The sequence below is a fragment of the Microbacterium sp. UBA837 genome, assembly GCF_002296025.1.
In the GTDB taxonomy this organism is placed as follows: domain Bacteria; phylum Actinomycetota; class Actinomycetes; order Actinomycetales; family Microbacteriaceae; genus Microbacterium.
Genome location: NZ_DBHD01000070.1, coordinates 1 through 7,069 on the forward strand (window position 1 = coordinate 1; position 7,069 = coordinate 7,069).

The 7,069-nt window shown below is 67.2% G+C and carries 6 protein-coding genes; 4 read left to right on the forward strand and 2 right to left on the reverse strand.

The annotated features are described in order from the left end of the window. From B3587_RS05305 to B3587_RS05315, 3 genes are all read left to right on the forward strand, one after another. Positions 1-1,567 (forward strand): PTS mannitol transporter subunit IICB (locus B3587_RS05305; RefSeq protein WP_292726939.1); only part of this gene is annotated, 1,567 nt, incomplete at its 5' end. Between the two features lie 106 nt (positions 1,568-1,673). Then, positions 1,674-2,111: a PTS sugar transporter subunit IIA gene (locus B3587_RS05310; RefSeq protein ID WP_228177532.1), complete on the forward strand. Its 438-nt coding sequence runs from the start codon at positions 1,674-1,676 to the stop codon at positions 2,109-2,111. Between the two features lie 13 nt (positions 2,112-2,124). After that, positions 2,125-3,273, forward strand: a complete 1,149-nt coding sequence (locus tag B3587_RS05315) for a mannitol-1-phosphate 5-dehydrogenase (protein WP_292726941.1) — start codon at positions 2,125-2,127, stop codon at positions 3,271-3,273. Between the two features lie 96 nt (positions 3,274-3,369). Here B3587_RS05315 and B3587_RS05320 read toward each other — a convergent pair whose 3' ends face one another. Then, entirely contained in the window at positions 3,370-5,034 is a 1,665-nt protein-coding gene (locus B3587_RS05320; protein ID WP_292726943.1) for a phospho-sugar mutase, read from the reverse strand. Further along, positions 5,034-5,867 (reverse strand): purine-nucleoside phosphorylase, encoded by an 834-nt coding sequence (locus B3587_RS05325; RefSeq protein WP_228177535.1) that lies wholly within the window; start codon positions 5,865-5,867, stop codon positions 5,034-5,036. Before B3587_RS05325 ends, B3587_RS05320 begins: the two co-directional genes overlap by 1 nt. 62 nt (positions 5,868-5,929) lie before the next feature. Between B3587_RS05325 and B3587_RS05330 the strand changes: the two genes are divergently transcribed. Continuing rightward, the coding region (locus B3587_RS05330; protein ID WP_292726945.1) for an NAD(P)H-quinone dehydrogenase at positions 5,930-7,069 on the forward strand (1,140 nt) is incomplete at its 3' end.

A 7,069-nucleotide genomic window follows, 5' to 3' on the forward strand; every position in this document is an offset into this window, starting at 1 on the left:
CTTCATTACGATGCTCTTCATCCCGTCGGGCTTCTTCGGCCCCGACAGCCCCTTCGGCTGGCACTGGTACCCCGTCTCAGACATCATCGGCTCCGGCGGCGATGAGGCTCTCATCGGTTGGCAGGGCGCAATGGTGCAGCTGGCCGAAGGTGACGGCGGGAACTTCTTCTCGTATGTCGGCCTCGTCGGCCCGATGATTGTCTACCTGCTGCCGCTTCTGATCGCCAACACTGGTGGTCGCATGGTCTACGGCGAGCGCGGTGGTGTGGTCGCGACGATCGCGACCATGGGTGTAATCGTCGGCACCAACATCCCGATGTTCCTCGGTGCCATGATCATGGGCCCGTTCGCTGCTCTCATGACCAAGTGGATGGACCGGATCTGGGACGGCAAGATCAAGCCCGGCTTCGAGATGCTGGTCAACAACTTCTCCGCCGGCATCCTCGGAATGATCCTCGCGATCGTCGGGTTCTTCGTGTTCGGCCCCGTCATGCTCGGCGTCAGCGCAGTCCTTGGTGGCGCGGTCGGTTGGCTCGTCTCGGTGAACCTGCTGCCGCTCGTGTCGATCATCGTCGAACCGGCGAAGGTGCTGTTCCTGAACAATGCCATCAACCACGGTGTCTTCACGCCGCTGGGGATCGAGCAGGCAGCCGAGACCGGCAAGTCGATTCTGTTCCTCATCGAGGCAAACCCCGGACCCGGTCTCGGACTCCTCCTGGCGTTTACCTTCTTCGGTGTCGGCGCGGCCAAGGCTTCGGCTCCCGGCGCGATCATCATCCAGTTCTTCGGCGGCATTCACGAGATCTACTTCCCGTACGCGCTGTCGAAGCCGATCACGATCCTCGCGCTCATCGCGGGTGGCGCGACTGGAGTCGCGACCAACATGCTTCTGCAGGGAGGGTTGGCATTCCCAGCCGCTCCGGGAAGCATCATCGCCGTCACCTTTGCCGCAATCGGTCCGGGAGTCGGAAACCTTCTGGTGGTCTATCTCTCGGTGATTCTTGCTGCCACAGTGACGTTCCTGCTCGCAGGGATCATGCTGCGCGCAAGCCGTAAGCGCGACCTCGAAGCGGGGCTCGGCGGCGACCTCAGCGCCGCCATCGCACAGACCGAGGCCAACAAGGGCAAGGAGTCGGCTGCGCTCGCTGGTCTTCGCGCCAGCGCTGGTGCTGACGCCCGCGCCGCAGGCGACGCCGACGAGGCGTACGACGAGGCAGAGACCGCTCGGGCAACGGGGGGTCTCGCCAGCGGAGGACGTCTCGAAACCAAGCAGATCTCGAACATCGTGTTCGCGTGCGACGCGGGCATGGGGTCATCTGCAATGGGCGCGAGCGTGCTGCGCAACAAGATCACGAAGGCGGGGATCACCGATGTCACGGTCACCAACAAGGCGATCGCGAATCTGGATGCTTCCGCCGACCTGGTGATCACGCAGAATCAGCTCACCGACCGGGCCCGGCAGAAGACTCCGGATGCCGTACATGTGTCGGTCGACAACTTCATGAACTCGCCGAAGTACGACGAGGTTGTGGAGCTGGTCCGCGACCAGCACCAGGATGGTGCATAACCGATGAGTCGGTGCGGGGCGGCGCAGGCCGCCCCGCACCCTCGTCCTTCGTCTCGTCACCCGTATGCGACGAGACGGCAATTTTCCCGGGGAGGAAGGTTTCATTATGACCAGTGAGGTTCTCACGAGCGACCGCGTGCGGATTCATGCGGGCTCGGCAACGCGGGACGAAGCGATCCGGGAGGCGGCAGATCTTCTGGTCGCTGCCGGAGCAGTGACCTCGGCGTATTACGACGCGATGCTTGCCCGCGAGCAGACCGTCTCGACCTACATGGGCAATGAGCTTGCGATCCCGCACGGCACGAACGACGCCAAGGACGCCATCCTCGCGTCGGCCCTGTCCGTCGTCAGGTACGACGGCGGCGTCGACTGGGACGGCGAAACCGTGACCTTCGTCGTCGGTATCGCCGGTGTCGGCGATGAGCACCTCGAGATCCTGTCGCAGATCGCGATCCTGTTCTCCGACGAGGATGACGTCGCAAGGCTGAAGGCTGCCGCGACAAGCGACGACCTGTTCGCCATCGTCTCCGCCGCCGGCGTCTGAGGAGGAGGCAGTCATGAAGGCCGTCCACTTCGGCGCGGGCAACATCGGACGCGGCTTCGTCGGGCTGCTCCTCCACGAGGGCGGCTACGAGCTTGTGTTCTCGGATGTCGCGGCGCCCCTGGTCGATGCGATCAACGCGGCATCCTCGTATACCGTCCACGAGGTCGGCGAGGGTGGTGTCGACAAGACGGTGACGGGGTTTCGGGCGATCAACTCCGCCACCGACCCCGATGCTCTCGTGGCTGAGATCGCGACGGCCGACGTGGTAACGACCGCTGTGGGTCCGACTGTCCTTCGATTCGTCGCCCCGCACATCGCCGCAGGGCTCGCCGCGCGGGAGGCCTCGCAGGCGGCGCTCCACGTGATGGCGTGTGAGAATGCCATCAACGCAACCGACCTGCTGCGGGATGAGGTCGCCGCAGCCGCGGGGGAGAGCTGGACTGACCTCCAGGCCCGGGCCGTCTTCGCGAACACCGCCGTCGACCGAATCGTGCCGGCGCAGCCTGAGGGTACCGGGGTGGATGTCACCGTTGAGCCCTTCTTCGAATGGGCCATCGAGCGGCCGCCGTTCGGCGACGACCCGCCGCAGATTCCCGGCGCCCACTTCGTCGACGACCTCGCGCCCTACATCGAGCGCAAGCTCTTCACCGTCAACACCGGGCACGCCGCAGCCGCGTACCTCGGCGCTCGCGCCGGGCACGTGACGATCGCGCAGACTCTCGCCGACCCAGCGATCGCAGGTCAGGTGATCGCGGCCCTCGAAGAGACCTCGGCGCTTCTGACGGCCAAGCACGAACTGCCCGTCGAAGAGCTCGCCGACTATCGGGCGACGATCCTGCGGCGATTCCAGAACCCTGCGCTGCCCGACACCGTCGGTCGGGTCGGGCGCCAGCCGCTGCGCAAGCTGTCGCGGCACGAGCGATTCATCGGCCCTGCCGCTGAGGCCGCGGAGCGGGGGATGTCGGTGTCGGGACTGCTCGCGGCTGTCGGTGCTGCCCTGGAGTTCGACGACCCCGACGACCCGCAGTCCCAGGAGCTGCAGCAGCTGCTTCGCGATACGGATGCCGCCGCCGCCGTGACTCGGATCACGGGCCTGACACCCCAGCATCCGCTGTTCGTCGACCTTCTCGAGGTCGTCCACGCCCGCCAGCGCCAGCTGTGAGCCGCAGCCAACTCCTCAACATCGCCGGCAAACCGCGCGTTCGCGGCGCCGCGGCTGCGCCCCAGACCCGGATTCGAGGAGTTAGCTGCGGCCCCGTCAGCTGACGGCGGCGAGCAAGTCGCGCGCGCCGGCGGCCAGATCGGTCAGGCGGGTGGATGCCGCGTCGGCCGTCTCTGCGCGAACATCGAGATACACCTTGAGCTTGGGCTCGGTGCCGCTGGGCCGGATGATGATGCGAGACCCGTCCTCAAGCCACAGGCGGAGCACGTCGCCGGGCGGAAGGCCGTCGACCCCGTGCAGCAGGTCGTCGATCCGCGCCACCGTCACGCCGCCGATCGCCGCCGGGGGAGCTGCCCGGAGCGATGACATCATCCGGCCGATCAGCGACAGATCGCTCACCCGCAGCGAGATCTGGTCGCTGGCGAACGCGCCGAATGTCTCGTCGAACTCGGCCAACAGGTCACCGACCGTGCGACCGGATGCTCGCGCTTCGGCGATCATCCCCAGCATCGCGACCGCCGCCGAAATCCCGTCCTTGTCGCGTACGGTCTCGGGGTTCACGAGGTAGCCGAGAGCCTCCTCGAACCCGTAGATCATTCCCGGGGCACGGGAGATCCACTTGAACCCGGTGAGGGTTGCCGCAAAGCCCAGCCCGTAGTGCTCGGCGACGGCAGCGAGGCCTGGTGAAGACACCAGGGAGCAGGCGAGGGTTGCACCGGATGCCGCATCCGCCGCCCGCGCCGCGCGCCACCCGAGGAGCAGCCCGATCTGGTTCCCGGTCAGGCGCCGCCACTCCTCCGGCGCGGCCGGGTCGGGCACCGCAACGGCGAGTCGATCAGCATCTGGGTCGTTGGCGAGGATGAACTCCGCCCCGACCTGCCGAGCCGTCTCGAAGGCAAGGTCCATCGCCCCGGGCTCTTCGGGGTTTGGGAACGACACGGTCGGGAACCGCCCGTCGGGCTCGATCTGGGCGGTCACCGGCGTCGGCGCCGGATACCCGGCAGCGTCGAGGATGCGGGCGAGCGTCTCCCACCCGACGCCGTGCATGGCGGTGTAGACCCACCGCATCCCGGGCGCGCCGGGACCCGCCGGCGCGACCGCGGCGGTCGCCCCGACGTAGGCGTCCACCACCGACTCCGGTGCGATCTCGTACGCCGAACTGCGCGGCAGATCACGGATGTCGCCGGCAGCCACCGCCTCGATGTGCGTCGCGATTTCGGCATCCGCGGGGGATACGATCTGCGAACCCGCGTCGACGCCGCCGAGATACACCTTGTAGCCGTTGTCATCGGGCGGGTTGTGGGATGCCGTCACCATGACGCCGGCTGCGGCATCCAGGTGGCGCACGGCGAACGCGAGCACGGGGGTCGGCAGCAGCCGTGGCAGCAGCACCGCCTCGAAGCCTGCTCCCGCGAAGATCTCCGCGGAGTCGCGAGCAAAGACATCGGAGTTTCGGCGTCCGTCGTATCCGATCACCACGCGCGGCGTGGCGTCGGTTCCTGCTCGCTCGCGCAGGTATGCGGCAAGCCCTGCCGCGGCCTGTGTCACGAGGACCCGGTTCATCCGGTTGGAACCGGCGCCCAGAGCACCGCGAAGCCCCGCGGTTCCGAAGGCGAGGCGGGTGCCGAAGCGATCCTCCAGCTCGCCGAGCGCAGCAGCGTCGCCGGCATCAGCCGCCTCGAGGAGCGAGGCAAGCTCGGCTCGGGTGTCCGGATCGGGATCCTGCTCGAGCCAGACCCGAGCGGCGTCGACCACACTCATCACAGCTCGCCGATGACGCGCGCCAGCAACGCCGAGATCACCGGTTCTGCCGCTTTGCCGGCCTCGATGACTTCCTGGTGGCTCAGCGGGGTCGTCTGGATGCCGGCAGCCATGTTCGTGATGAGCGAGAACCCGAGGATCTCCATCCCTGCTTGACGAGCGGCGATAGCCTCGAGCGCTGTCGACATCCCGACAATGTGTCCGCCGATGGTCTTTGCCATCCGCACCTCGGCCGGAGTCTCGTACTGGGGCCCGCGGAACTGGCAGTACACGCCCTCGTCGAGTGTCGGATCCACCATTCGGGCAACGTCACGCAGTCGCACGGAGTAGAGGTCGGTGAGGTCGATGAAGGTCGCGCCTTCCAGCGGCGATGCGCCGGTCAGGTTGATGTGGTCACTGATGAGAACCGGCTGTCCCGGCTTCCAGGACGGCTTGATGCCGCCGGCGCCGTTGGTGAGCACCATCGTCTTGGCGCCGGTCGCGGCGGCCGTACGCACGCTGTGCACGACGCGGCGCGGTCCGTGGCCTTCGTAGTAGTGGGTGCGTGCGCCGATCACGAGCACGTGCTTGCCCTTGGGAGTACGGATGCTGCGTAGCGAACCCACGTGGCCTTCCAAGGCGGGCTTGCTGAAGCCCGTGACATCCGTCGCCGGAATCGTCGCGACGGTCTCGCCGATGAGGTCGGCTGCCTTGCCCCAGCCGCTTCCTAGAGTCAGCGCGATGTCGTGGTGCTCGACGCCGGTGAGGCGAGCGATATCGGCTGCTGCGGTTCGCGCGACCTCGAAGGGGTCGGCGTGAGGATCATCGAGCGGGTTGCTCAGCGTGTCTGACATGCTCCCACTCTAGGAACCCGTGACTGGCGGGAACAACGGGGGCTTGCTGAAACAATGGACGCATGTCTTTGAGCTTCGAGCGCGCCCAATCCGTCGCGATCATCGGCGGTGGTCCCGGCGGCTACGAGGCGGCGCTCGCGGCAGCGCAGCTGGGGGCGGACGTCACCCTCGTCGAGCGGGCCGGTGTCGGCGGCTCGGCGGTCATCACCGACGTCGTACCGTCCAAGACGCTCATCGCGACGGCTGACGCCGCTGTCGCGATCGCCGACGCGGGGGAGCTCGGTGTTCAGCTGTTCGCCAAGGGTGGCGACGGTCGCCCGCTCAAGCCTGAGATCGCAATCAACCTCGCACAGGTCAACAAGCGGCTCCTCGCCCTGGCGCGCCAGCAGTCCGAGGACATGCGAGCTTCCCTGCTGCAGGCAGGCGTCACGATCCTCGAGGGACACGGCCGCGTCGAGGATGACAACGCCGTGGTCGTCTCCACGGGACCCGGCGGCACGGACTTCGACCGCATCGAGGCCGACACCCTTGTGATCTCCGTGGGCGCCTCGCCGCGTGAGCTTCCCAGTGCCAAGCCCGACGGGGAACGCATCCTGACCTGGACGCAGCTCTACGACATGAAGACGCTGCCCGAGCACCTCATCGTCGTCGGCTCGGGTGTGACCGGCGCGGAGTTCGCCTCGGCATACATGAACCTCGGCTCGAAGGTCACGCTCATCTCGAGCCGCGACCAGGTGTTGCCGGGCGAAGACAAAGACGCCGCTGCCGTGATCGAGAGCGTCTTCCTGCGCGGTGGTATGACCCTTCTTCCCAAGTCCCGCGCGAAGTCCGTGGTGCGCGAGGGTGACGGCGTGGTCGTGACCCTCTCGGACGGTTCTCGCGTCGAGGGGAGCCACTGCCTGATGGCGGTCGGCTCGATCCCGAACACGGCGAACATCGGTCTCGAACAGGCCGGGGTGCAGCTCACGCAGAGCGGCCACATCCGCGTCAACCGTGTGGCCCGGACGTCAGTCCCGAACATCTATGCCGCCGGCGACTGCACGAACTTCTTCCCCCTGGCATCGGTGGCGGCGATGCAGGGGCGGACCGCCGTCTTCCACGCGTTCGGTGATGTCGTCATCCCGCTCGAGAAGCGCCGCATCACCGCCAACATCTTCACGGCGCCCGAGATCGCCACCGTCGGATGGGGCGTGGCAGACATT